The organism is Zavarzinia sp. CC-PAN008 (assembly GCF_051903925.1).
Classification (GTDB): domain Bacteria; phylum Pseudomonadota; class Alphaproteobacteria; order Zavarziniales; family Zavarziniaceae.
Map to the genome: position 1 here is coordinate 1,485,024 of NZ_CP173678.1, position 20,283 is coordinate 1,505,306.

General features: G+C 68.8%; 18 protein-coding genes. 12 read left to right on the forward strand and 6 right to left on the reverse strand.

The window, feature by feature from the left end; all coding sequences use genetic code 11:
* Positions 1 to 6: 6 nt before the first annotated feature.
* On the reverse strand, positions 7 to 1,725 hold the full coding sequence (locus tag ACI6GS_RS07020; RefSeq protein ID WP_439817070.1) for a diguanylate cyclase: 1,719 nt from the start codon (positions 1,723 to 1,725) through the stop codon (positions 7 to 9).
* A gap of 174 nt (positions 1,726 to 1,899) precedes the next feature.
* On the opposite strand from ACI6GS_RS07020, the gene ACI6GS_RS07025 reads away from it, so the two are divergent.
* From ACI6GS_RS07025 to ACI6GS_RS07040, 4 genes are all read left to right on the forward strand, one after another.
* A complete protein-coding gene (locus ACI6GS_RS07025) occupies positions 1,900 to 2,613 on the forward strand; it encodes a pyrimidine 5'-nucleotidase (RefSeq protein ID WP_439817071.1) in 714 nt (237 codons plus the stop codon).
* Between the two features lie 75 nt (positions 2,614 to 2,688).
* A complete protein-coding gene (gene dapD / locus ACI6GS_RS07030) occupies positions 2,689 to 3,528 on the forward strand; it encodes a 2,3,4,5-tetrahydropyridine-2,6-dicarboxylate N-succinyltransferase (RefSeq protein ID WP_439817072.1) in 840 nt (279 codons plus the stop codon).
* Positions 3,529 to 3,535: 7 nt separating this feature from the next.
* Positions 3,536 to 4,681, forward strand: coding sequence for a succinyl-diaminopimelate desuccinylase (gene dapE / locus ACI6GS_RS07035; protein WP_439817073.1), 1,146 nt, complete (start codon positions 3,536 to 3,538; stop codon positions 4,679 to 4,681).
* 20 nt (positions 4,682 to 4,701) lie between these two features.
* The gene (locus tag ACI6GS_RS07040) at positions 4,702 to 5,322 is read left to right on the forward strand and encodes a hypothetical protein (RefSeq protein ID WP_439817074.1); all 621 of its coding nucleotides are present in this window, start codon (positions 4,702 to 4,704) and stop codon (positions 5,320 to 5,322) included.
* Positions 5,323 to 5,345: 23 nt separating this feature from the next.
* On the opposite strand, the gene ACI6GS_RS07045 is transcribed toward ACI6GS_RS07040, so the two are convergent.
* A complete protein-coding gene (locus tag ACI6GS_RS07045; protein WP_439817075.1) occupies positions 5,346 to 6,686 on the reverse strand; it encodes a pentapeptide repeat-containing protein in 1,341 nt (446 codons plus the stop codon).
* A gap of 132 nt (positions 6,687 to 6,818) precedes the next feature.
* On the reverse strand, positions 6,819 to 7,667 hold the full coding sequence (locus tag ACI6GS_RS07050; RefSeq protein ID WP_439817076.1) for an SMP-30/gluconolactonase/LRE family protein: 849 nt from the start codon (positions 7,665 to 7,667) through the stop codon (positions 6,819 to 6,821).
* Between the two features lie 132 nt (positions 7,668 to 7,799).
* On the opposite strand from ACI6GS_RS07050, the gene ACI6GS_RS07055 reads away from it, so the two are divergent.
* Positions 7,800 to 8,222 carry a hypothetical protein gene (locus ACI6GS_RS07055; protein WP_439817077.1) on the forward strand — a complete coding sequence of 141 codons (423 nt, stop codon included), beginning with the start codon at positions 7,800 to 7,802 and terminating at the stop codon, positions 8,220 to 8,222.
* A 214-nt stretch (positions 8,223 to 8,436) separates the two neighbouring features.
* Here the strand turns inward: ACI6GS_RS07055 and ACI6GS_RS07060 are convergent, their stop codons facing one another.
* Positions 8,437 to 8,925 carry a GNAT family N-acetyltransferase gene (locus ACI6GS_RS07060; RefSeq protein WP_439817078.1) on the reverse strand — a complete coding sequence of 163 codons (489 nt, stop codon included), beginning with the start codon at positions 8,923 to 8,925 and terminating at the stop codon, positions 8,437 to 8,439.
* 138 nt (positions 8,926 to 9,063) lie between these two features.
* On the opposite strand from ACI6GS_RS07060, the gene ACI6GS_RS07065 reads away from it, so the two are divergent.
* A complete protein-coding gene (locus ACI6GS_RS07065; RefSeq protein WP_439817079.1) occupies positions 9,064 to 11,853 on the forward strand; it encodes a [protein-PII] uridylyltransferase in 2,790 nt (929 codons plus the stop codon).
* 68 nt (positions 11,854 to 11,921) lie between these two features.
* Positions 11,922 to 12,587, forward strand: coding sequence for an ureidoglycolate lyase (locus tag ACI6GS_RS07070; RefSeq protein ID WP_439817080.1), 666 nt, complete (start codon positions 11,922 to 11,924; stop codon positions 12,585 to 12,587).
* Positions 12,588 to 12,680: 93 nt separating this feature from the next.
* Here the strand turns inward: ACI6GS_RS07070 and ACI6GS_RS07075 are convergent, their stop codons facing one another.
* Positions 12,681 to 14,033, reverse strand: coding sequence for an LLM class flavin-dependent oxidoreductase (locus ACI6GS_RS07075; RefSeq protein WP_439817081.1), 1,353 nt, complete (start codon positions 14,031 to 14,033; stop codon positions 12,681 to 12,683).
* A 191-nt stretch (positions 14,034 to 14,224) separates the two neighbouring features.
* Between ACI6GS_RS07075 and murJ the strand changes: the two genes are divergently transcribed.
* The 5 genes from murJ (at position 14,225) to ACI6GS_RS07100 (ending at position 19,440) form a co-directional block, all read left to right on the forward strand.
* Positions 14,225 to 15,763, forward strand: coding sequence for a murein biosynthesis integral membrane protein MurJ (gene murJ / locus ACI6GS_RS07080; protein ID WP_439817082.1), 1,539 nt, complete (start codon positions 14,225 to 14,227; stop codon positions 15,761 to 15,763).
* 58 nt (positions 15,764 to 15,821) lie between these two features.
* Complete coding sequence (gene trpS / locus ACI6GS_RS07085) at positions 15,822 to 16,829, forward strand: tryptophan--tRNA ligase (RefSeq protein WP_439817083.1); 1,008 nt, start codon at positions 15,822 to 15,824, stop codon at positions 16,827 to 16,829.
* A 164-nt stretch (positions 16,830 to 16,993) separates the two neighbouring features.
* Positions 16,994 to 18,022, forward strand: a complete 1,029-nt coding sequence (locus ACI6GS_RS07090) for an NADP(H)-dependent aldo-keto reductase (protein WP_439817084.1) — start codon at positions 16,994 to 16,996, stop codon at positions 18,020 to 18,022.
* Between the two features lie 87 nt (positions 18,023 to 18,109).
* A complete protein-coding gene (thpR, locus tag ACI6GS_RS07095) occupies positions 18,110 to 18,694 on the forward strand; it encodes an RNA 2',3'-cyclic phosphodiesterase (protein WP_439817085.1) in 585 nt (194 codons plus the stop codon).
* A gap of 29 nt (positions 18,695 to 18,723) precedes the next feature.
* Positions 18,724 to 19,440 carry an NAD-dependent deacylase gene (locus ACI6GS_RS07100; protein WP_439817086.1) on the forward strand — a complete coding sequence of 239 codons (717 nt, stop codon included), beginning with the start codon at positions 18,724 to 18,726 and terminating at the stop codon, positions 19,438 to 19,440.
* Here ACI6GS_RS07100 and ACI6GS_RS07105 read toward each other — a convergent pair.
* A complete protein-coding gene (locus ACI6GS_RS07105; protein WP_439817087.1) occupies positions 19,376 to 20,248 on the reverse strand; it encodes a sulfite oxidase heme-binding subunit YedZ in 873 nt (290 codons plus the stop codon). The two genes, ACI6GS_RS07100 and ACI6GS_RS07105, sit on opposite strands and share 65 nt — an antisense overlap.
* Positions 20,249 to 20,283: the final 35 nt, after the last annotated feature.

Sequence of the window (20,283 nt, forward strand, 5' to 3'; positions counted from 1 at the left end):
GCTTCATCATGGCGAGGCGGGCTCCCGCGCGGAGACGTGGTAGCGGTTCTTGCCCTGGCGCTTGGCGGCGTACATCGCCTGGTCGGCACGGGCGATCAGGTCGAACGGCGACTCGGCGCCCGCCGGGTCGATCATCGCGATACCGATCGACAGCGACAGGGGCGGGTCCCAGCATTCGGCAGCGGCCATCAGCGCCTCCTGTGTGGTTTGCAGGGCCAGCGCCTTGGCCACGGCGCCGGCTTCGGCCACGTCGTCCAGCCACAGGGCGAACTCGTCCCCGCCCAGGCGCACCGGAATGTCGCCGGCCCGGCTGCGCTCGACCAGGATGCGGCCCAGCGCACGCAGGACGCGGTCGCCGCGTTCGTGCCCGAAGCGGTCGTTGATCGGCTTGAAATTGTCGACGTCGAGATAAAGGAGCGCCGCCGGCCGCCCGCTGCGCGCATGCTGGCGCAGGCGCACCGCCAGTTCCTCGTGGAAGGCGCGGCGGTTCATCAGGCCGGTCAGCTCGTCGCTGCGGCTCAACCGCTCCAGCTGCTCCATGTGGCCGATCTGGGCGATGGCGATGCCCAGCTGGTCGGCCACGGCGGCGACCAGGGTATGATCCTCGGCCCGCCACGGCGTGGCGCCGGCGCGCGCCAGGACCAGGGCGCCGCGCATCTGGTGGTCGTACCAGGCAACGCCCGCCAGGGTGCCGAAACCGCCGACCTCCCCCTCCAGCGCATCGCGCACGGCCGGCCGCTCGATCGCCAGCTGGGCCGTGACCGCGGCCAGGATCTGGTCGGCCTCCCGGCCCTGGACGCCCACGCGATGGGCCAGGCGCAGGCCGTCATGATCCGCGCGCAGGACAAAGGCATAGTCGGCGCCGGTGGCGTAGCTGAGCGATTCGGCCGCAACCTGCAGCGCGCGCGCCGGCTCCAGCGAATTGCGCATGGCGTCGACGATCTGGCCCACGAGACGCTCGCGCTCCAGCACCTCGGCCAGGTCGGCCTCGCGCTGGCGCATCGCGGTGATGTCGCGGCACACGCCGCGCACCACGGGGCCGCTGTCGCCGTCGCCGGCCACCGGCACGCAGCTGACCAGGATGCAGCGCGAGGCGCCATCCTTGCCCCGCAGCCAGATTTCCTCGTCCTCCAGGGGCACGGGGCTTGAGAACGGGTCGGCGGCGCCGGCGCTGCGGTCGCGGTCGACCAGGATCGCCGCCGGCATGCCGTCGAGCTCTGTCGCGCTGTAGCCCAGCGCGCCGCGCTGCGAGACATAGCGGAAGGTGCCGCCCTCGCTCGTCTCCCAGGCGAAGTCGGAAGAGCAGTCGACCAGGTCCTTGAACATCTGGCGGGAGCGGGCCAGCGCGCCGTACAGGTTGCGCTCCAGCGTGGCGTCGCGGCCCAGCAGCAGGACGTCGACGCGCGCCGGGCCGGCCCTGCCTTGGGCCTGGACCTGGCCCAGCAGCGGCAGCGCCGTCAGCTCCCAGGTCGTCGGGTTGCCGCCGGCCACCGTCAGGCGGACCAGCTCGGCCAGGGGGCGGGCCCTGGAGCGGGCCTCCTCCACCAGGTCGTGCAGGCGCGTGTCGCCGTTGCCCCAGGCCCGGGCGATGCCGGCCGCGGCCGGGTTGCGCAGGCGGACATGGCCGTCCGCCGCCACCAGCATGGCGGGACCGGGAAAGACCCCGATCAGGCCGTGCGGATCCAGTCCCCCGCTCGCGATATCCTGCGCCGGCAAAGCCGCCATCTGCGTCCTGTTGACTGCATCCGGGACACTTGGCCGGTCCCCATCGCGGACTTTCGCGGGACAACGTTAAAATTTCAGCAATATGCCGCATGCTGACAAATCGGTGGCGCCGGCCGGCCTGGGGGTGCTGTGGCGCTTGTTGTCGGGCGGCCTTGGGGCCACATTGGCGCGATCATGACCGGACCGCTCGACATCGTCGCCCACGACCAGGGCCTGGACGCCCTGCGCGGGGCGGACGCCTGGATCTTTGACCTGGACAACACGCTCTACCCGCCCAGCTGCGCGCTGTTCGACCAGGTGGACGAGCGCATGGGCGGCTTCATCTCCAGCCTCCTGGACCTCGACCGGGTTGCGGCCAAGAAGCTGCAGAAGCACTATTGGATGACCTATGGGACCACGCTGCGGGGCCTGATGACAGAGCACGGCATCGACCCGACCGCGTTCCTGGCCCATGTCCATGACATCGACCTGACGCCGGTGGCGCCCGATCCGGTCCTGTCGCAGGCCCTGGCGGCCCTGCCGGGGCGCAAGCTGATCTATACCAACGGCACCGTGCCCCATGCCGAGCGGGTGATGGAGCGCCTGGGCATCGCCCAGCACTTCGACGGCGTGTTCGACATCATCGCCTCCGACCACAGGCCGAAGCCGGACCCAGAGCCGTTCGCGCGAATGGTGCGCCAGCATGGCGTGAACCCCGCCCGCGCCGTCTTCGTCGAGGACCTGATGCGCAACCTGGAGCCGGCGCACGCGCTGGGCATGCGCACGGTCTGGGTCCCGGACACGACCGATGGCCCCGCCCTGGCGCCCGCGCCCTATGTCCATCATGTGGTCGAGGTGCTGACCCCGTGGCTGGCCGGGCTGGCCCAGGTCGCCCCGGGCGGCCGATGACAGCCAGTCGTTGACACGCGGGGCCCACCCCCTATCGTCGCGAACCCGAGTTCACTGCCAGATCCAGCGCCCGCCATGACCGACATGCTCCAGACCACGATCGACGACGCGTGGGAACGCCGCCTCGAGTTCGACAGCTCGACCCGCGGGCCGGTGCGCGACGCGGTGGAGGCGGCGCTGGAACAGCTGGACCGCGGCACGGTCCGCGTGGCGGAGAAGTCGGGCGGTCAGTGGACGACCAACCAGTGGCTGAAGAAGGCGGTGCTGCTGTCCTTCCGCCTGCGCGATTCGGTGCCGGTCGACGGCGGGCCACAGGGATCGACCTGGTACGACAAGGTCCCGATGAAGTTCGCGACCTGGCGCGAGGAGCGCTTCAAGGCGTCGAACTTCCGCGCCGTGCCGGGCGCCATCGTGCGCCGCTCGGCCTATGTGGCGCCGGGCGTCGTGCTGATGCCGTGCTTCGTCAATGTCGGCGCCTATATCGACCGCAACACCATGATCGACACCTGGTCGACCGTGGGCTCCTGCGCCCAGATCGGTGCCAACTGCCACATCTCGGGCGGCGTGGGGATTGGCGGTGTGCTGGAGCCGTTGCAGGCCGAGCCCGTCATCATCGAGGACGACTGCTTCATCGGCGCGCGGTCCGAGGTCGCTGAAGGCGTGATCGTCGAGCAGGGCTCGGTCCTGGCCACGGGCACGTTCCTGACCGCCTCGACCAAGATCATCGACCGCGCGACCGGCGAGGTCTTCCGCGGCCGGGTGCCCGCCTATTCGGTCGTCGTGCCGGGCACGATCGGGGGCGGCCAGGCGGCCGACGGCACGCCGTTGCCCGCCCTGGCCTGTGCCGTGATCGTGAAGCGGGTCGACGCCGGGACGCGGTCCAAGACCTCGATCAACGACCTGCTGCGCGACTGAGCGCCGGATGGCGGGCCTTCCCGACCCGGTCGACCTGGCGGCCGCGCTGATCCGCAGGCCCAGCGTGACCCCGGCCGACGCGGGGGCGCTGGATGTGCTGGAGCGGACGCTGGCCGACCTTGGCTTTGCCTGCCACCGCCTGCGCTTCGAGGCGCCGGGGACCGAGCCGATCGAGAACCTGTACGCGGAAGCGGGGCAGGGCGCACCGCACTTCTGCTTTGCCGGTCATACCGACGTCGTGCCAACCGGGCCCGAGGCGGAATGGAGCGAGCCGCCCTTTGCCGGCACGCTGCGCGACGGTTTCCTGTGGGGCCGGGGGGCGGCCGACATGAAGGGGGCGATTGCCGCCTTTGTCGCCGCCGCCGCGGAGCGGCTGCAGCGCGGCCCATTACCGGGCACGATCAGCCTGCTGATCACGGGGGACGAGGAAGGGCCCGCCGTCAATGGCACGGTGCGCGTGCTCGACTGGCTTGAGGCGCGCGGAATCCGCCCCGACTTCTGCGTGGTGGGGGAACCCACGAACCCGGACGCGCTGGGCGACATGATGAAGGTCGGCCGGCGCGGCAGCATCACCGCGCGGATCGCGGTCGAGGGCGTGCAGGGCCATGTCGCCTATCCCACCCGTGCCGACAATCCGCTGCCACGCCTGATCCGCCTGCTGGAGCGCCTCAACGCCCGCGTGCTGGACGAGGGGACGGAGCACTTCCAGCCCTCGAACCTTGAGATCACCACGATCGACGTCGGCAATCCGGCCTCCAACGTCATCCCGGGGCGCGCCACGGCGCAGCTCAACATCCGCTTCAACGACCTGCATTCGGGTGCGGACCTGCAGGACTGGATCGCGCGGGAAGTGGCACAGGTCCAGGGGGCCAGCGCCAGCTTCGCCATCTCGGGCGAATCGTTCCTCTCTCCGCCCGGTCCCTATATCGACCTGGTCGCGGCCGCGGTCGCTGCGGAGACCGGCCGCATGCCGGAACGCTCCACCAGCGGGGGCACGTCGGACGCGCGCTTCATCCGCCGCCTGTGCCCGGTCGTGGAGTTCGGCCTGGTGGGCCAGACCATGCACAAGGTGGACGAGCGCGTGCCCGCAGCCGACATCGTCCGCCTGACCCGGATCTATGGGACGATCCTGGACCGCTTCTTCGCCGCCTGACACGACAGGCGACCCAATCCATGCTGACGCTGCTGCCCATGCCGGATCGCGATGCGCTGGTGCATCATGTCCGCGCGGTGCTGCGGCTCATGCGCTTCGATGGCGCGGCGGCGGCCGACCTGGACCGCTCACCCGACGGGTTCTGGCAGTCGTTCGGCCTGATCCTGCTGATCCTTCCGGTCGGCCTGTTCCTGGGGATTGCCACGGAGTCGCTGCATCCCAGTTTCACGGCGGGACCGGAGGGCTGGTCCATGCTGGGCGTCGCCCTGCTGGCGATCGTCTTCTCGCTCGCCATGTGGTTCGGCTTCCCGCTGCTTCTTGTGCCACTGGTCCGCGCCTTTCGCGCGGAGGCGGGCTATGGCGCCTATGTTGTGGGCCGCAACTGGAGCGAACTCGTCTTCGAGGCGCTGCTGCTGCCGGTGCGGCTGGTCGTCCTGGCGACCGGGGACATGGACGGCTTTACTGCCCTTCTGGCCGTCGTGATCTATGTCTACTGGGTGCCCTTCAACTGGTACCTGGCAGCGGTGACCCTGCGCGCCGGGGCCCTGCTCAGCACCGTGGTCGTCCTGCTCAATATCCTGGTGACGCTGGGCCTCTACCTGATCCAGATCGAACTGCTGAGCCCCGCCGCGGCGGCCTGATCCCGTGGGACCCCGGTGCCGCCCTACATGCGGCGGCGGGTCAGTTCCTCGATCATGCCCAGGGGCAGGCCCTTCACGTCGCTGAAGTCGGCACCGTCGAGCAGGGCGCCGGTCAGGTCGGCCCCGGTCAGGTCGGCCCCGGCGAAGCTTGCGCCCTTCAAACAGGCATTGCTGAAGTCGACCGCGCGCAGCAGGGCATCGTCGAAGCGCACGCGCGTGCCGTCGATGCACGACAGGTTGGCGCCCGTCAGGTCAGCGCCGGCAAAGCTGGTGTCGATCGCCTTGCTGGCGCCCAGCGGCAGGGGCCGCAGGTCGGCGCCACGCAGGACCGCCTGGGTCAGGCGCGCCTCGCGGAAGCCGGCGCCCCGCAGGTCGGCCGTGGTGAAGTTGGTGCCGTCGCACAGGGCGGCGCTGAAATCGCACGAGCGGAACGACCCCTTGGACAGGTCGGCCCCGGTCAGCGTGGCAACGGCAAAGGTTGCAGCCGACAGGTCGACGCCGCCCAGTTCCACATGGGCCAGGCGCACGCCCGAGAAGTCGGCCCGGGAGCCGTCGCGGCCCAGCGACATGACCCAGGCAATGTGCTCGTAGATCATGGTCTGGATGCCCTTTTCCAGGGCGTCGATCCCGCGCGACAGCTTGGCGTTCGCGACCTTGGCGTTCTTCAGGTCGGCCGGCGTGTAGGAGGCGGTGCGCAGGTCGGCCCCATCCAGGTTGGCATGGTCCAGGTTGGCGCCGGTCAGGATGACGCCCTGCATGTTGCAGCCCGTCAGGTTGGCTTCCGACAGGTCAGCCCCCGTCAGCACGGCACCGCGCATCGTGGCGTTGGAGAAGTCGACGCCCTTGAACACGGCACCCAGGCAGTTGGCATTGGTCAGGTCGGTGCGCCCACCCATGGCGCGGGACGCCTTGACCCGCTTCAGGCTGGCACCGCGGAAGCTGGCGCCCTCCATCCGTGTCTCGGTATGGTCCAGCAGCACGGGCTTCAGCGCGCCGTCCTGGTTGCGGATCAGCGTGCCCTCGCGCAGGTCCGCCGCCTCCAGGTTGGCTTCGCGCAGGCTGGCATCGGCCAGGCGCGTGCCGCGCAGCGTGGCGCGTCCCAACTGGGCGCCGGTCAGGTCCGCCCCCTTCAGGTCGGCGCCGAACAGGTTGCAGCCGGTCAGGTCGGCGCCACGGAAGCGCGAGCCCGCCAGGCGCATGCCGACCAGTTCCGCCTCCGCCAGCTTGCGCCCCGAAAAGTCCAGGTTCTCGGCCACGTCCAGGGTCATGGCCATGCGGCGCGCGCCCTTCAGGCAGCGCAGGAAGCCCTGATGTTCCAGCAGCAGACGGTTCAACGTCGACTGGTCGATCACGGCCCCGCTCATTCCGTACCCTCGTGCAGACGGACTCTCATCCGCTTATTCTGCCCACCACGGGTTAACAGAGTACCAATAACGAATCCGTTATGTTCAATTTTAGGGAATGTCTTCACAAATCGAATTCAACATTCCGTCAAGTCATCGTCCCACAAGTTCTTTCCGATCGGCGATCCAGACGCGACCCGGACGTGGCTCGGTCATGTTGTCAAAGGATCCGGTCAGGGCCACTCGGTCGCCGTCAAAGGCGATATTCGTCAGGTACTGGGTGGGTACAGTCACGACATCAAGGAAGCTGCCGTCCGCGGCAAAGCGCCAGATCCGCCCCTGGCCGTATTCGCAGACCCACAGGACGCCGTCGGCATCGCGCTCCAGCCCGTCGGGGCCTGACTCGCGATAGTCGAAGCGGGCGGGCACGCCCAGGGCGTCCAGGTCCGCCAGCACGCGCGGCGGGCCCAGGCGCCGGTCGGCGGCGACGGGATAGGCCAGAACGCGGCGCGCCAGGTGCTCGTCCACGATCAGTTCGCCGCGCGCGGCGTCGTAGAGCACGCCATTGGCATAGTTCAGCCCTTCCACCACGCGCGTGGCCACGCCCTCGCGGTCGACATGGACGACGGAGCCGGTGGCCGGGGCGCCCTTCGCGAACATGCCGGCGTCGCTGAAGTAAAGGCCCCCGGCGCCGTCCGTCGTCGCGTCATTGGGATCGACGAAGGACGTGCCGTTGGCATCGCTGTCCAGGGTCGCCCAGGCCTTGCCCGTCTCGTCCAGCAGGACCAGCTTGCCCGCCAGGTGGCACAGCACGACCAGGTCGCGCTCACGGAACGGCACGACCGCCGTCGGGCCGCAGGTCTCGCCCAGGTTCGCTCCGGACCAGAAGGTCTTCACCGCGGTGCCGTCCCACTCGGCGACCCGCTCCCCGCTCATCTCGGTGAACAGCAACTTGCCCCGCCACCACAGGGGCCCCTCCGGATAGGCTGCAGGATCCAGCACGACCGTCTCCGCCGCCTGGAGCGGACCGGAAAGAAAAGAGAGAAGAAGTGCTGATGCAAGGAGACGAAGGCATCGCTGCATGACCCTGTTCCATCGTTGCCTGCCGGACCGCACTTTAGGATCAGCCGGGACATGTCGGAGGTGCACCAATCGCCGCGCTGCCTTGCTGGCAGTCGCACCAGGCCAGCGGATTGCCCCTCAAACTTGGAGAAAATGAGTATGTCCTGGTCGCCGATAACTGAGGACGAGATCATCGAAATGATCCGAGTGTCCGAGGAGATGATGTCCGTCGAGGAGCGTCGGCTGTGGAACTTGGTCCGCGTCGACCTCCAGAAATGGAACGAAGTGTCTTCCGGGAATGAGGGTGGCGGATTTTGGATCGTCGCAATTCTGGGACAGACAGTCATTTGGTACAATGACATCGAAGAGGGTTTCAATATTTCGAACTACAGCCGTCATGGAGAGATCAAAGACTATTGGTGCAATCAGGACGAATTGAATTGGGTGATAAAGCGGTTGCTAGATCACGTGAATGGCGATGGCAGTCTCGGATGAAAGAGAGGCTCACCGGAGCCGCCTTAAGATCCTGAGCGCAGGCGTAGAGGCGTTGCGGCAGACGCCCGGACCAACCGGCTCCCTCTCCCGTCCGCAGGGTGGGAGAGGGGTGGGGTGAGGGCCGGACGCGACGTCTCAGCGGACAGCGATGCGTGCCGAGGGCGGGATACCGCCCCCACTCTGCCCTCCCCCATCGCAAGCGACGGGGGAGGGCTTATATCGCGACTATTAGTTCTATCGCTTTGCGCATGAAGATGCGGTCCTGCCAGCCGCGGGCCGCTTCGTGGGCCGCGATCGCCATCAGTGCAGGCCCGTCAGGGACGAATGGCGCGAAGCCCAGCCGGCCGTAGAACGGCCCGTTCCACGGCACGTGCACAAAGGTGACCAGCGTCACCCAAGGCAATGCCCGGTCGCGCGCCAGCCCTTCGACCGCCGCCATCAGGGCGCGGCCCACGCCGCGGCCAGCGACCCGCGGCAGGGCCGACAACTCGTCCAGGTAGAGGGTGCCGTCGAGCACCTGGCACAGGGCAAAGCCGACCGGCTCGCCGTCAAGCCAGGCGACCAGGTCCAGGCCCTGGGCAGCGGCAGCCTCATGCTCCGGCACGCCCTGCGGCTCGCCCGCCGCAATCTGTGCCATGCCAATATCGGCAAAGCGGGCCCCCGCCGCCCGCTCGATCGCGGGAAGGCGTGCCACATCGGCCACAGCGGCAGCCCGGATGACGAGCGCGCTCGTCCCTGTTGCGTATGGCTGGCCTGAATTCATTGCATCGCGCCTTAAGGAAACCGACATCCCAGCACGCTATTCGATTGCTGTACGATAATGGGCGAGGGAGCCCAGGACATGGATTCGGTGAGAAACCCGCGCGCGCTGATCGATCGCGCGCGGCTGCTGAAGGAGATCGACGCGCTGCAAGAGGTTGCGCCCGATACCCAGACTCTGCGCAACGGGGTCGTGAAGCGCCTGAAGCAGGCGCTGCTGGATGGCCGTGCCGAGGCGCAAGCCCGCCTGAACGCCGGCACGGACGGCCGCGACGTGGCGCGCAGCCTGTCCTATGTCATGGACCAGACGATCCGCATCCTCTACGACTTCACCGTCCAGCACCTCTATCCCGCCGACAACCCGACCAAGGGCGAGCGCGTCGCCCTGGTGGCGCTGGGCGGCTATGGCCGAGGCGAACTGGCTCCCTTTTCCGATGTCGACCTGCTGTTCCTGGTGCCCTGGAAGCAGACGCCCTGGTGCGAGCAGGTGGCCGAAGCCATGCTCTATGCCCTGTGGGACCTGGGGCTGAAGGTCGGGCATTCCACCCGCAGCGTGGACGAGGCGCTGCGCCTGAGCCTGACCGACACGACGATCCGCACGGCGACGCTGGAGGCGCGCTGGGTCTGGGGCGATCGCGCGCTCTATGACGACCTGAAGACCCGCTTCCGGCGCGAGCTGCAGGGCGAGGCGCACAGCGCCGGCTTCGTCGCCGCCAAGCTGGCCGAGCGCGACGAGCGCCACCGCCGCCAGGGCGACACCCGCTATGTCGTCGAGCCCAACCTGAAGGAAGGGAAGGGGGGCCTGCGCGACCTGCACACCCTGTGGTGGATCGCCAAGCACGTCTATGCGGTCGAGGATACGTCCGAACTGGTGCGCCGGGGCATCCTGACGCCGGCGGAGCACAAGAAGTTCAACCGCGCCGAATCCTTCCTGTGGGACGTGCGCTGCCACCTGCACTTCCTGGCGGGCCGGGCGGAGGAGCGCCTGACCTTCGACGTTCAGCCGGAACTGTCGCGCCGGCTGGGCTATACCGACCATGCGGGCACGCGTGGCGTCGAGCGCTTCATGAAGCACTATTTCCTGGTGGCCAAGGATGTGGGCGCGCTGACCCGCATCTTCTCCGCCGACCTGGCCGAACTGCTCAAGAAGAAGCCGCGGCTGAAGCTGATGCGGGCCTTCCGCCGGCGGAGCCATTTGGATGGGTTCACCCTGGACGCCGACCGCCTGGCCGCCCCCAGCCCGACGCTGTTCGAGGACAACCCGCGCGAGATGATCCGTGTGTTCCACACGGCCCAGCGTCACGGCTGCGACATTCATCCCCGCACGCTGGGCATGATCACCCGCAACCTGAAGCGGATCGATGCCGGCGTGCGCGCGGACCCCGAGGCGAACGCCCTGTTCCTGGACATCCTGACCGCGCGGGACGGGTCGGAAGCGACGCTGCGCCTGATGAACGAGGCCGGCGTGTTCGGCCGTTTCGTGCCCGATTTTGGCCGCGTCGTCGCCCAGATGCAGTACGACATGTACCACCACTACACGGTGGACGAGCATACGATCCGGGCGATCGGCATCCTGTCGCAGATCGAGCGCGGCGAGTTGAAGGACGAATTGCCGCTTGCCTCGGAATTGTTCGGCAAGGTCGTCTCCCGGCGCGCGCTCTATGTCGCCGTGCTGCTCCACGACATCGCCAAGGGGCGCGGCCGCGATCACTCCGTGGTGGGGGCCGAGATCGCCGACCGCCTGTGCCCGCGCCTGGGCCTCACCGAGGCGGAAACGGAGATGGTGGCCTGGCTGGTGCGCCATCACCTGTTGATGAGCGATACCGCCTTCAAGCGTGACGTGTCCGACCCCAAGACCGTCGAGCAGTTCGCGGACCAGGTGCAAAGCCCCGAGTTCCTGCGCATGCTCCTGATCCTGACGGCGGCCGACATCCGCGCCGTGGGGCCGGGCGTGTGGAACGGCTGGAAGGGCCAGCTGCTGCGCACGCTCTATGCCGCGGCGGAGGACGTGCTGCTGGGCGGCCAGGCGACCGAGGGCCGCGCGACCCGGGTGCAGCAGGCGAAGGAGGCGCTGGCCCTGCGTCTGGCGGACTGGCCCGAGGGCGAGCGCCAGGCCTATCTGAAACGCCACTATGACCCATATTGGCTGTCGGACGATGTCGACGCGCTGGAGCGCCATGCCCGGCTGATCCGCGAGGCCGACCTGCACGAGGCGCCGCTGACCCTGGTGCCGCGCGTCGACCGGTTCCGCTCGGTGACGGAGGTGACGCTCTACACCGCCGATCATCCCGGCCTGTTCGCGCGGGTGACGGGGGCGATGGCCGTGGTGGGCGCGTCCATCGTCGACGCCAAGATCAACACGACGGCCGATTCGATGGCGCTGGACGTGTTCTGGATCCAGGACAGCGAGGGCCATGCCTTTGACCGTCTGGCGCGCCTGTCCACCACGATCGACCAGGTCCTGTCCGGCCGCCTGATCCCCCGGGAGGCGTTGGCCAAGCAGCCCGCCTTCGGCTCCAAGCGGATGCAGCATTTCGAGGTCGTGCCCCGCGTCCTGATCGACAATACCGCCTCCGACCGCTTCACCGTGGTCGAGGTGCACGGTCGCGACCGCCCGGGCATCCTGTTCGAGCTGACGCGCGCGCTGTTCGAGCTGAACCTGACCATCGCCTCGGCCCATATCGCGACCTATGGCGCGCGGGCGGTCGACACCTTCTATGTCTCGGACTTCACCGGCCACCGCATCAGCCATGCGTCCAAGCTCAAGGCGATCGAGCGCCGCCTGATGCAGGCCCTGGTGCCGGCCCACCACGTGGAGAAGGCGGAGGAGGAGGCGCCGGTGCGTCGGCGCCGGCGGAGCGCTGCCGGCTGACGCAAAGGCGTCATCGGCCGTCCCTAGACTCCACGGTCCGATATGAAACGCGGGAGGGGACAAGCGGCATGGACCAGGGATTGGCGACGGCGCCCGACTATCTGAACCCCGTCGTGCCGCAGGGGCTGCGCCGCATCACGGCGCGCCCGGTCAGGGCCACGGACGCGACGCTGAAGGGCTATGGCTGCCTGGTGCCCGACGCCGCCGCGCAGAGGGTGGAGATCGTCCGCTGGCCGGCGCAGGGCTGGCGCCCCGTCGACACCGATTCCGGCGACGAAGGCGGCACGACCGAAGGCGTCTTCGCCTGCGACTGGCAGGGCAACGTGCTCCATGGCCGGAACGAGGCGGTCGGCGGCCACTACCTGCTGGGCTGGGCGGCGGAGCCCGGCACGCCCGCCGCCACCATCCCGGCGGAGGGGCCGGAGCAGGTGCTGATCTGGCACGCCAACTACCACCCCGATGGCGGGCAGATGTTCTTTCCGCTGGATGGCAAGCCCTTCGTCGTGCCGCTCGCCCTGCCCGGTGACGACGTGACGCCGGAGGATTTCGTTGCCTTCTGGTTCGACGGCTCCTGCGGCCTCTACATCCACCCCAATATTTGGCACGAGGGGGTGTTCCCGCGACAGGCCGCGCGCTTCTTCGACAAGCAGGGCCGCGTCCATGCCAGGGTGTCGGTCGACTTCACGCGGGAGTTCAACTGCCTGCTCCGCGTGCCGCTGACCGAACCGGTGTGACGAACCAACGGTTCCGCCGACGTTACGGTCAGTCCGTTGGTCCCCCACACAAGGTGAGGACGGACGTGGAGCAGGGGGGCCGATCGCCTTCACCTACTCCCCCGCCGCCTTCAACGGCATCGGGGCGTAGCGGCTGTCCGGGCGGGCGAGGCCCAGCGTGTCGCGCAGGGTTGTGCCGGGGTAGCGGGTGCGGAAGAGGCCGCGGCGCTGGAGTTCGGGGACGACATCCGCCGCGAAGTCGTCCAGACCCTCCGGCATGGTGTTGAAGATCAGCATGAAGCCGTCGCAGGCGCCCGCTTCCAGCCAGTCCTGCATCAGGTCGGCGGTCTCGTGCGCTGTGCAGCACAGGGTGACGTTGCCGCGCTCGTAGCGCTGGCAGATTTCGCGCAACGTCAGGCCCTCCGCGATCATGCCGCGGATCAGGTCGGCATAGGCCTTGTGATGGTTCGACGTCGCCGGCACCCGCTCCGGCGGGATGGGCTTGTCGAAGTCAAGGCCCGTCAGGTCGGCCTCAAGATCCTGGGCGACGCGCATCAGGCCGACGGCGGGGTGGATCGCGTCCTGCATCGCCCTGTGTCTGGCCTCGGCCTCTGCCCTGGTGGCGCCCAGGACGACGGTCATGCCGGCCAGGATCCTGAGCTGGTCGGGGGTGCGGCCGTACTTCGCCATGCGCCCCTTCAGGTCGTCATAGGCGGCTTTCGCGCGGCCGCGCTCCGGCTCGGACAGGAAGACGACTTCGGCATATTGCGCGGCGAAGTCACGGCCGGTGTCGGAGGCGCCGGCCTGGATGATGACGGGTCGGCCCTGGATGGGCCGCGCGATGTTGAGCGCGCCGTTCACCCGGAAATGCGCGCCCTTATGCTTCAGGACGTGCAGCCGTTCGGGCAGGAAGTAGCGGCCGCTGGCCGTGTCGCGGACGAAGGCATCGTCGTCATAGGTGTCCCACAGCGCGCTCACCACCTCCACGAACTCGCGGGCGCGCACATAGCGGTCGGCATGCGGCGGCAGGTGATCCAGCCCGAAATTGCGCGCGGCATAGTCGTTGGCGGAGGTGACGACGTTCCAGGCCGCCCGCCCGTTGCTGATATGGTCGAGCGAGGCGAACTGCCGCGCCAGGTTGTAGGGCTCGAAGAAGCTGGTGGAGGCGGTGGCGCCCAGGCCGATGTGGCTGGTCACCCCGGCGACGGCCGCCAACAGGGTCAGCGGCTCCAGCACGTTCATGTACATGGGCCAGCGGCTCCACGCCTCCAGGTCCTCGCAGCGCGCGGCCGGCGTGTCGGCCACGAAGAACAGGTCGAAGCAGGCGCGCTCCGCCGTGCGCGCCAGATCCTGATAGAAGGTGATGTCCGTCGAGGGATCGCGCGCAGTACCCGCCTGCGCCCAGGAATGCGGATGCGGCCCCGTGCCCTGGACCAGCACCGCCAGGGACATGTGTCGGGACGCCATCGAATGTCCTCCGTCACGCCTGCACTGCCGTTCAGTATGGCGCGACGCTGCGGTTGCTTCGCTCGCAATCCTTCAAAGCGTGCGTCCGGAAGAACCCTCTCCCGTCCCGCAGGGCGGGGGAGGGAGGATGATTGCGCGGCGCGCGGACGCAGGCTCTTGCCGAAGGGGCGCGAGTCGCTCCTTGTTGGGCGATGTTCCGTGCTGTCCTGACCATTGGCGGGTTCACGCTGATCAGCCGCGTGCTGGGCTTCGTGCGCGACGTGCTGTTTGCCGCCGTACTGGGCGCCGGACCGGTCGCCGATGCGTTCTTCGTGGCCTTTCGCCTGCCCAACCTGTTCCGCGCGCTGTTCGCGGAAGGGGCGTTCAATGCCGCGTTCGTCCCCCTTTATGCCGGGCGGCTGGTGGGGCCGGGTGGCCTGAAGGCGGCGCAGGACTTCGCGGAGGATGCGCTGGCCGTCCTGACGGCGGCGCTGGTCGTGCTGTGCGTGGTGGCGGTGCTGGCCATGCCGGTGCTGATGGCGGGCCTGGCGCCTGGCTTTCGCGCGGACCCCGCGCAGTTCGCCCTGGCGGTCGAGCTGACGCAGCTGACCTTTCCCTACCTGCTGTTCATCAGCTTGGCCTCGCTGTTCGGGGCGCTGCTCAACGCGCATCGCCGCTTCGGCCCGCCGGCGGCGACGCCGATCCTGCTGAACGTCGTGCTGATCGCGGGCCTGGTGGGGCCGGCGCGGGCGCTGGATCCGGCCTATACCCAGGCGATCGCGATCACCATCGCCGGCATGGCGCAATTCCTGTGGCTGGCGATCTCTGCCGGCCGCGCGGGCCTGTCCCTGCGCCTGCGCCTGCCCCGCCTGAGCCCCCGCGTGCGGGAGCTGCTGCGCCTGATGGGGCCGGCCGTGGTGGGCGCCGGGGCCATGCAGATCAACGTCGTGGTGAACACCATCGTCGCCAGCCTGCTGGGCACGGGGGCGGTGTCCTACCTGTTCTATGCCGACCGGCTGAACCAGTTGCCGCTGGGGATCGTGGGCGTCGCAGTCGGCACCGCCCTGCTGTCCACCATGGCGCGCGGCCTGGCGCAGGGGCACGAGGCCGAGGCGGTCGAGACGCAGAACCGCGCGCTGGAGATGGCGCTGCTGCTGACCCTGCCGGCGGCGACGGCCTTCATCGCCGTGCCGGACGTCTTCATCGGCGTCCTGTTCGAGCGCGGGGCGTTCGACGGCACCGACGTCCAGGCGACGGCCATGGCGCTGGCGGCCTATGCCATCGGCCTGCCGGCCTATGTCGCGATCCGGGCGCTGACACCCGGCTTTCATGCGCGCAAGGACACGGGCACGCCGCTGCGCGTCGCACTGGCGACCATCGTCATCAACCTGGGCCTGACCCTGGCCCTGATGGGCCCGCTGGCCCATGTCGGCCTGGCCCTGGCGACGGCGCTCGCGGCCTGGGCCAATGCCGGCATCCTGGCAGTCCTGCTGGTCCGGCGCGGGCATTTCCGGGCGGATGCGCGGCTGAAGCGGCGCCTGCCACGCATGCTGCTGGCCAGCCTGGCCATGGGGGGCGGCCTGCTGGCGCTGCGTGACCTCCTGCTGCCCTGGCTGGCACAGGGCCTGCACCTGCGCCTGGCGGCGCTGGCCATCATCTGCCTGGGCGGGTTCGCGGCGTTCCTGCTGATCGGGCGCCTGGTCGATGCCTATCGCGTGGCCGAGGTGAAGGCCCTGCTGCGCCGGGGCTGAGCGGTTGCCGCAAGCGGCCCATTGACCGCTTCCGGCGCGCATGGGATACGCCGCGCCCATGACCTTCGCACGGCGCATCTTCTCGGGCGTGCAGCCCACCGGAAACCTGCATCTGGGCAATTACCTGGGCGCCATTCGCAACTGGGTGCGCCTGCAGCCCGATTTCGAATGCGTATTCTGCGTGGTGGACCTCCACGCGATCACGCTGTGGCAGGACCCGGCGGAGCTGACCAAGCACACGCGCGAGGTGGCGGCGTGCCTGATCGCGGCTGGCATCGACCCGAAGCAGTCGATCCTGTTCAACCAGTCGCGCAATCCCAACCATGCGGAACTGGCCTGGGTGCTGAACTGCGTCGCCCGCATGGGCTGGCTCAACCGCATGACCCAGTTCAAGGACAAGGCGGGCAAGGACCGGGAAAACGCCAGTGTCGGCCTGTTCGCCTATCCCAACCTGATGGCGGCGGACATTTTGGTCTATCACGCGACGCACGTGCCGGTGGGCGAGGACCAGAAGCAGCACCTGGAACTGGCCCGCGACATTGCGCAGAAGTTCAACAACGATTTCGGCCAGGCCTTCTTCCCGCTGCCGGAGCCGCAGATCCTGGGCACCGCCACGCGCGTCATGTCCTTGCGCGACGGCACCAAGAAGATGAGCAAGTCGGACGCCTCCGACGCCAGCCGCATCAACCTGACCGACGACGCCGACCAGATCGCGCAGAAGGTGCGCCGGGCCAAGACCGATCCCCTGCCCATGCCCGACAGTGTCGAGGATGCGGAGAAGCGGCCGGAAGCGGACAACCTGATCGGCATCTATGCCGCCCTGGCCGACCGGACGCCGGACGAGGTCGTCGCGGAATTTGCCGGCCGCCAGTTCTCGGAGTTCAAGACCGCGCTGACGGACGTGGCGGTGGCCCACCTGTCGCCGATCACGGCCGAGATGCGGCGCCTGCTGGCCGATCCCGCCCAGATCGACGCCGTCCTGAAGGATGGCGGCGAGCGCGCCTGCGCCCTGTCCCAGCCGATCATGGCCCGGACCAAGGAGCTTGTCGGCTTCCTCAACAACTGAACGTTAATTCCCACCCTCATCCTTCGAGGCCCCTTCGGGGCACCTCAGGATGAGGGTGGACAATTGAACCGATCCTCCCCGAGCGACCGGCTTGGGACTGGGCGGGGCTGCGTGCTAGGTGTGGCGCCCTGGGCGGCAGGGGACCGCCGCGATGGGGAGCACGCATGCAATACAAGCGCCTGGGGCATAGCGACCTGAACGTCTCCACGATCTGCCTGGGGACGATGACCTGGGGTGAGCAGAACACCGAGGCGGAGGCGCACGCGCAGCTCGACTATGCCTGGGACCACGGCGTCAACTTCCTGGACGCGGCCGAGATGTACCCCGTGCCGCCCAAGCCGGAAACCCAGGGCCGGACGGAAGCCTATATCGGCACCTGGCTTAAGGCGCGGCAGAACCGGGACAAGGTCATCATCGCGACCAAGGTGGCCGGCCCCGGCACCGCCCATATCCGCGGGGGCAGCCGCCTGAACGAGGCGCAGATCCGCCTGGCGGTGGAGGCCAGCCTGCAGCGCCTGAACACCGACGTGATCGACCTTTACCAGGTCCATTGGCCAGAGCGCGGCGTCAACAATTTCGGCCGCCTGGGCTATGTCCACCGCGACGATTCGGGCGCCATCCCCATCGAGGAGACGCTGGACGCCCTGGGCAAGCTGGTGGCGGAGGGCAAGGTCCGCCATATCGGCGTGTCGAACGAGACGCCCTGGGGCGTCGAGCGCTACCTGCAGGCGGCGCGCGACGGGGCCCCACGCATCGTCTCGATCCAGAACCCGTACAGCCTGGTCAACCGTTCGTTCGAGATCGGCCTGGCCGAGTATGCCCACCGCGAGGGCGTGGAGCTGCTGGCCTATTCGCCGCTGGCGATGGGCGCGCTCAGCGGCAAGTACATGAACGGTGCGCGGCCGGAGGGGGCGCGCATGTCGATCTTTACGCGCTTCACCCGGTACCTGACGCCGCATGGCGAGGTGGCGATCGACAAGTATGTGGGGATCGCGCGCAAGCACGGCCTGGACCCCAGCCAGATGGCGCTGGCCTATATCAACAGCAGGCCGTTCCTGGGCTCCAACATCATCGGTGCCACGACCGTGGAGCAGCTGGCGATCAACATCGGCTCGGTCGACGTGACGCTCAGCGACGCCGTGATCGAGGAGATCGAGGCCGTGCACAGGATGCACTCCAACCCCTGTCCGTGAGCATCTCCCTCCCCCGTCCGAAGGATGGGGGAGGGCTCATGGCTGCGACCTGTCCCGTCGTCCTGGGCGGGACCATTGGTGATCATCATGCGTCTGTTCGTTGGCCTGTCCCTGCCCCCCGAGCTGTGCCAGCGGCTGGCGCTGGCTGCGGGCGGCGTGCCGGAGGCGCGCTGGGTGGCGCCCGATTCCATGCACCTGACACTTGCCTTCATCGGCGAGGTCGACGGCGCCGCGGCCAATGATGCGTGCGAGGCCCTGGACCGCGTCTGGGGCGAGCCGTTCGATCTGGCGCTGCATGGCGTTGGCACCTTTGCGCAGGGCACGCGCCCCAATGTCCTGTGGGCAGGCGTGCGCGACAGCGCCGCCCTGATGCAGTTGCAGGAGCGCATCGCCACCGCCCTGCGCCGCACCGGCATCGCCATCGAGGAGCGCAAGTTCGCGCCGCACGTCACCCTGGCTTGGCTGAAGGCCGATCCTGGCCCGCGCCTGGGGGCCTGGCTGGCCGACCATGCCCTGATGGGCAGCGAGCCGTGGACGGTGCGGCAGTTCCACCTCTATTCCAGCCATCTCGGCTCCGGTCCCGCGATCTACAGGATCGAGGCCAGCTTCGATCTGGCCGAGGACGCGGGAGAGGCGGACGACGGCGATTTCCGGCTAGAATCGGACGACTGACCGACAGGGCTTCCAGGGACGGGACTGGCATGGCGACCTTGCCGCAACGCATCGTGATCCTGACCGGCGCGGGCATCTCCGCCGAATCGGGGCTTGGCACCTTCCGCGACAAGGACGGGCTGTGGACCAAGGTCCGGCTGGAGGACGTGGCGACGCCAGAGGGCTTTGCCCGCGATCCCGATTATGTCCTGGACTTCCACAACGAGCGCCGCCTGATCGTGCGCGACGCCGTTCCCAACGCGGCGCACCACGCGCTGGCGCGGCTGGAGCAGTTCTGGCCGGGGGAGGTGCTGGTCGTGACGCAGAACGTCGACGGCCTGCACGAGAAGGCGGGAACCCGCAACCTGATCCACATGCACGGCGAGACGGGCAAGGTTCGCTGCAACATCTGCGCCGACGTGCGGCCCTGGGACGAGGACATCACCACCGGCCTGCACTGCCCCAATTGTGGCACCGTCGGGCAGCTGCGCCCCGACGTCGTCTGGTTCGGGGAGATTCCCTATCACATGGAGCGCATCCACGATGCGCTGGCCGCGTGCGACCTGTTCGTGTCCATCGGGACGTCGGGCGTGGTCTACCCCGCGGCGGGCTTCGTCGCGCAGGTTCGCATGAAGAAGCGGGCGCACACGGTCGAACTGAACCTGGAACCGTCCGACGGCGCCAGCATGTTCGCGGAGCAGGTCAACGGTCCGGCGTCGAGGATCGTGCCGGAATTCGTGGACCGCCTGATCGAACGCCTGAGCTGACGCGCCGCGCCCCGGCGATCGCCAGGACGGCAGCCAGGATGCCGCCCACGACCCAGGCCGGCCGGATCGTGCCGGCCCAGGACCAGTTGGCGGCCAGGACGCGGTCCAGCGGGGCGTTCGCCTTCCACATGAAATAGGCCCCTTCGCCCAGCGCCGTCGCGATGGTGCACAGGGCGGCCAGGACCAGCAGCGCGCCCAGGCTGTCCTTCGCCCGAGGCAGGAAGCGCCAGGCCATCAACCAGACGAACAGGCCCGTCATGACCAGGGGCTCGGCCACGTCGATCTTGGCCTGCATGTAGTGGTGGACCAGCGCAAGGACGCCGATGGGATAGACCAGGGCATGCAGCCTGCCCCAGCGCTGCGGCCCCAGCCGGCGGATCTGCGCGTCGGTCGAGGTGGCGGCCAGGATCGCCAGGCCCAGCAGGGCCACGAAGCCGATGGTCAGGTAGATGCGGGAGACGATCTCCACCGCGATGCGGACAAGGTCCAGCGACTGGTCGATCGCATAGAGCGCCAGGTGCAGCAGGCCATAAGCAAAGGCCGCGACCCCCAGCATGCGCCGCAGCACCAGCAGCCGGGGCATGCGCCAGAGCGGCCGCAGCGGCGTCACCGCCAGGGACACGAACAGCAGGCGGATCGTCCACGATCCCGTCTGGTGGATCGCCTCGTCCAGCGGGCGGGCGCCCAGCATGCCCTGCTGGTATTGCCAGGCGACCCACAGGGCCGGCAGGAACAGCGCGGCGAACGTCGCTGCCTTCAGGCCCGAGAACCGCCCGTTCCGCTCGTTCCAGGGCAGTCGCAGGGTCATCGCCGAAGCCCTCCCCCACAAGGGGGCAGGGCACC

Excerpts from the sequence above, each read along its gene's own strand:
- ACI6GS_RS07020 (WP_439817070.1), bottom strand. The coding sequence starts at position 1,725 with ATGGCGGCTTTGCCGGCGCAGGATATCGCGAGCGGGGGACTGGATCCG.
- ACI6GS_RS07025 (WP_439817071.1), top strand. The coding sequence starts at position 1,900 with ATGACCGGACCGCTCGACATCGTCGCCCACGACCAGGGCCTGGACGCC.
- dapD (WP_439817072.1), top strand. The coding sequence starts at position 2,689 with ATGACCGACATGCTCCAGACCACGATCGACGACGCGTGGGAACGCCGC.
- dapE (WP_439817073.1), top strand. The coding sequence starts at position 3,536 with ATGGCGGGCCTTCCCGACCCGGTCGACCTGGCGGCCGCGCTGATCCGC.
- ACI6GS_RS07040 (WP_439817074.1), top strand. The coding sequence starts at position 4,702 with ATGCTGACGCTGCTGCCCATGCCGGATCGCGATGCGCTGGTGCATCAT.
- ACI6GS_RS07045 (WP_439817075.1), bottom strand. The coding sequence starts at position 6,686 with ATGAGCGGGGCCGTGATCGACCAGTCGACGTTGAACCGTCTGCTGCTG.
- ACI6GS_RS07055 (WP_439817077.1), top strand. The coding sequence starts at position 7,800 with ATGTCGGAGGTGCACCAATCGCCGCGCTGCCTTGCTGGCAGTCGCACC.
- ACI6GS_RS07065 (WP_439817079.1), top strand. The coding sequence starts at position 9,064 with ATGGATTCGGTGAGAAACCCGCGCGCGCTGATCGATCGCGCGCGGCTG.
- ACI6GS_RS07070 (WP_439817080.1), top strand. The coding sequence starts at position 11,922 with ATGGACCAGGGATTGGCGACGGCGCCCGACTATCTGAACCCCGTCGTG.
- ACI6GS_RS07075 (WP_439817081.1), bottom strand. The coding sequence starts at position 14,033 with ATGGCGTCCCGACACATGTCCCTGGCGGTGCTGGTCCAGGGCACGGGG.
- murJ (WP_439817082.1), top strand. The coding sequence starts at position 14,225 with ATGTTCCGTGCTGTCCTGACCATTGGCGGGTTCACGCTGATCAGCCGC.
- trpS (WP_439817083.1), top strand. The coding sequence starts at position 15,822 with ATGACCTTCGCACGGCGCATCTTCTCGGGCGTGCAGCCCACCGGAAAC.
- ACI6GS_RS07090 (WP_439817084.1), top strand. The coding sequence starts at position 16,994 with ATGCAATACAAGCGCCTGGGGCATAGCGACCTGAACGTCTCCACGATC.
- thpR (WP_439817085.1), top strand. The coding sequence starts at position 18,110 with ATGCGTCTGTTCGTTGGCCTGTCCCTGCCCCCCGAGCTGTGCCAGCGG.
- ACI6GS_RS07100 (WP_439817086.1), top strand. The coding sequence starts at position 18,724 with ATGGCGACCTTGCCGCAACGCATCGTGATCCTGACCGGCGCGGGCATC.
- ACI6GS_RS07105 (WP_439817087.1), bottom strand. The coding sequence starts at position 20,248 with ATGACCCTGCGACTGCCCTGGAACGAGCGGAACGGGCGGTTCTCGGGC.